The 2,676-nt window shown below is 75.7% G+C and carries 5 protein-coding genes; 3 read left to right on the plus strand and 2 right to left on the minus strand.

What is annotated here, in order from left to right; genetic code table 11:
- Together SACPADRAFT_RS27570 and SACPADRAFT_RS0213325 are read left to right on the plus strand one after the other, a co-directional pair.
- A partial coding sequence (locus tag SACPADRAFT_RS27570; RefSeq protein WP_157577160.1) for a DMT family transporter occupies positions 1-515 on the plus strand: 515 nt, incomplete at its 5' end.
- A gap of 45 nt (positions 516-560) precedes the next feature.
- The gene (locus SACPADRAFT_RS0213325) at positions 561-1,025 is read left to right on the plus strand and encodes a DUF3237 domain-containing protein (RefSeq protein WP_007027193.1); all 465 of its coding nucleotides are present in this window, start codon (positions 561-563) and stop codon (positions 1,023-1,025) included.
- Here the strand turns inward: SACPADRAFT_RS0213325 and SACPADRAFT_RS0213330 are convergent.
- Together SACPADRAFT_RS0213330 and SACPADRAFT_RS0213335 are read right to left on the minus strand one after the other, a co-directional pair.
- The gene (locus SACPADRAFT_RS0213330; protein ID WP_007027194.1) at positions 1,010-1,612 is read right to left on the minus strand and encodes a GNAT family N-acetyltransferase; all 603 of its coding nucleotides are present in this window, start codon (positions 1,610-1,612) and stop codon (positions 1,010-1,012) included. The two genes, SACPADRAFT_RS0213325 and SACPADRAFT_RS0213330, sit on opposite strands and share 16 nt — an antisense overlap.
- Entirely contained in the window at positions 1,609-2,148 is a 540-nt protein-coding gene (locus SACPADRAFT_RS0213335; protein ID WP_007027195.1) for a YbaK/EbsC family protein, read from the minus strand. Before SACPADRAFT_RS0213335 ends, SACPADRAFT_RS0213330 begins: the two co-directional genes overlap by 4 nt.
- A gap of 310 nt (positions 2,149-2,458) precedes the next feature.
- On the opposite strand from SACPADRAFT_RS0213335, the gene SACPADRAFT_RS27575 reads away from it, so the two are divergent.
- Positions 2,459-2,676 (plus strand): SAV_6107 family HEPN domain-containing protein (locus tag SACPADRAFT_RS27575; protein ID WP_007027196.1); only part of this gene is annotated, 218 nt, incomplete at its 3' end.

Below are 2,676 nucleotides of genomic sequence, written 5' to 3' on the forward strand. Positions count from 1 at the left end.
GCGCGCTGGCGGCGGGGGCGGCGTTCGCGACGCTGACACTGGTGACCCGGCGTCCGGTGGCGGGGCTCGACCCGCTGCGGACCACGGCGTTCGGCTGTCTGGTCGGTGGGGTGGCGCTCGTCCCGTTCGCCGCCGGTCCGGGGCTGGCCGTGCCCGTGCAGGCCGACGTGCTCGCGGTGGTGCTCTACCTCGGGGCCGTGCCCACCGCGCTGGCCTACTTCGCCTACTTCAGCGGGCTCCGGTCCGCGCACCCCACGGTGGCGGCGCTGTCCGCCCTGCTGGAGCCGGTCACCGCCGCGTTGCTGGCGGCCCTGGTGCTGGGGGACCGGCTCGGGGTCGCCGGATGGTGCGGTGCCGTCCTGCTGGTCGCCGCGATCGCCGTCAGCCACCGCGCGTCCGCGACGGCACCGGCCGAGGAGCGGGGTAGCGGGTCCGGCGGGACCCGCTCCGGAACCGGTACCGCGGGTGGCCACGGACGGTCCGCCGACGTTGACCCCCCGTCCGTGGCCCGCTAGCCTCGCCGTGACCGGAGTCGATCAGTGACGGGAGGCCGTCGCGCCGTGGACCCGCCCCCGCTGGGCCTCGACCGCATCGCCCGGGTCGAGGTCCGTCTGGACCCGGTGATCACACTCGGCCCCACCCCGCAGGGCCTGCGCCGGATCGTGCCCATCACCGGGGGCCGCCTCGAGGGGGACCGGCTGCGCGGGGAGATCCTGCCCGGCGGCGCCGACTGGCAACTCGTCCACGACGACGGCAGCATCACCGTGGACACCCGCTACACCGCCCGCACCGACGACGGCGCCCCGGTCACCCTGGCCACCCACGGTGTCCGCCACGGCGAACGGGCCGTGCTCGACCGGCTCGCCGCCGGCGAGCACGTGGACCCGCGGGAGTACCACTTCCGGCTCGGGGTCCGGCTCGAGGCGGGGGACGACCGCTATTCGTGGGTCAACCGCACGGTGTTCGTGGCCTCCGCGGCGCGCCTGGCCGACGCGGTCGTCTACGACCTCTACGCACTGTCCTGACCGGAGGCGGGCCCCGGGTCCAGCGGCAGCGCACGGCCCAGCACCGCGAACGCCCGCGGATCGCCCGCGAAGTGGTAGTTGCGCAGGACGTCCTCGAAGCCGAGCCTGCGGTAGAGCGTCCACGCGCGGGTGGGCCCCTCCGGGGTGGACAACAGCACCCGCGCACTGCGGACGTCGTCCAGCAGTCTGCGCAGCAGTTGCTCCCCGAGGCCGTGCCCCTGCCGGTCCGGGCGCACGTGGATCTCGGTCAGCTCGAAGTAGTCGGTCAGCCGGGCCGCCGCGACGTCCGCACCGGCCCGGGCGGACAGGCCGCGGTGGACCTGCTCGTACCACCACTGTCCGGGCGCACCGGGATAGCCGTAGGCGAGCCCGACCAGCACGTCGTCCGCGTCGAGCGCGGCCACGCACCGCCAGCCCGTCCGCAGCGCGTGCGTGAGCCACATCGGTCGGCGCTGCTCGGCCGTGCCCGTCGGGTACCGCATCGCCGCGACGTACACCGACAGCGCCTCCGGCAGCCGGGTCCGGAACTCCTCGGCCGACAGCGGGACCACGCGGACGACGTTCTCCCCGCTCGACGTGGCCGTCATCGTGGTGCGGTCCGTTCCCGCGCGTCACCGGCGGCCCCGGCGACCTCGGCCGGTCTGCCGTCGGTGAGGGCGAACAGGTCGTCGAACGTCACCGGGAAGAGCGAGTTCGGGTGGCCCGCCGCCGCCCAGACCGTGCCGTGCGCACGCAACGCCTCGTCGATCAGCGTGGTGATGCGGTGCGGATGCCCCACCGGGGCGACACCCCCGATGACCTGACCCGTGTGCTCCCGGACGAAGCCGGGATCGGCCTTGTCGACCCGCGCGGCGCCGGTGAGCGCGGCGAGGGCGGCCGTGTCCGCGCGGTGCGCGCCGGAGGTCAGCGCCAGCAGCGGGAGATGGTCGCCGTCGGCGGTGGTCGTGCGGAAGACGAGGCTGTTGGCGATGGCGCCGACGTCGACGCCCAGGGCCTCGGCCGCCTGCGCGGCCGTGCGGACGGCGTCGGGCAGCATGCGCACCCGCTCGGCGGAGGAGCGCAGGCCCGCGTCGGTGAGGGCGGCGGTGACTCTGGCGACGGTCGGGTGGTCCGGCGTGCTCATGGGGCTATGAGATCACGGCGTCGGTGCGGTGTGCGACGCAGATCGCCCGGCCGATGACTTGAGCGACGGGCGGGGCCGGGTTAGCCTGAGGGTGTTCGAACAGACGTTCGATCATCGGAGTGGTGTCGGGGGCGGGGTATCGCGGAAGTGCCCGGCGTTCCCGGCGGCGGGCACGGGACACCGGGTCCGCCGACACCGCCCGCGGCGGGACGGTCCCGTCGGGAGGGCGCCGGTCCGGGCGTGGGGGAAGCACGTCCGGACCGGCGCCCCGGGTGCCGTCCCCACGCGCCGGAACGGAAAGGGGTGAGCCATGTCCCTCGGAGTGGCCGCACAGGGCGGTCTGCGGGTGGCGGAGTCGTTGCTGTGCCAGGCGCGGGAACAGCTCGACCGGGCGGGCCGTGCCGCGGATCCCGCGACGCGGTTCACCGCCGCCTACCGCGCCGCCCACCGGGCCGGCGCCGCCGTCCTGGTGTCCCGGGGACGTCCGCACCGGGGCCGGGAGCGGCCGGAGAGCGTGTGGCGTCTGCT

The organism is Saccharomonospora iraqiensis subsp. paurometabolica YIM 90007, from assembly GCF_000231035.2.
Taxonomy (GTDB): Bacteria; Actinomycetota; Actinomycetes; order Mycobacteriales; family Pseudonocardiaceae; genus Saccharomonospora; species Saccharomonospora paurometabolica.

What these genes read in the sequence shown, in the direction of transcription:
- SACPADRAFT_RS0213330 (WP_007027194.1), bottom strand. Translation starts at nt 1,612, where the DNA reads ATGACGGCCACGTCGAGCGGGGAGAACGTCGTCCGCGTGGTCCCGCTG.
- SACPADRAFT_RS0213335 (WP_007027195.1), bottom strand. Translation starts at nt 2,148, where the DNA reads ATGAGCACGCCGGACCACCCGACCGTCGCCAGAGTCACCGCCGCCCTC.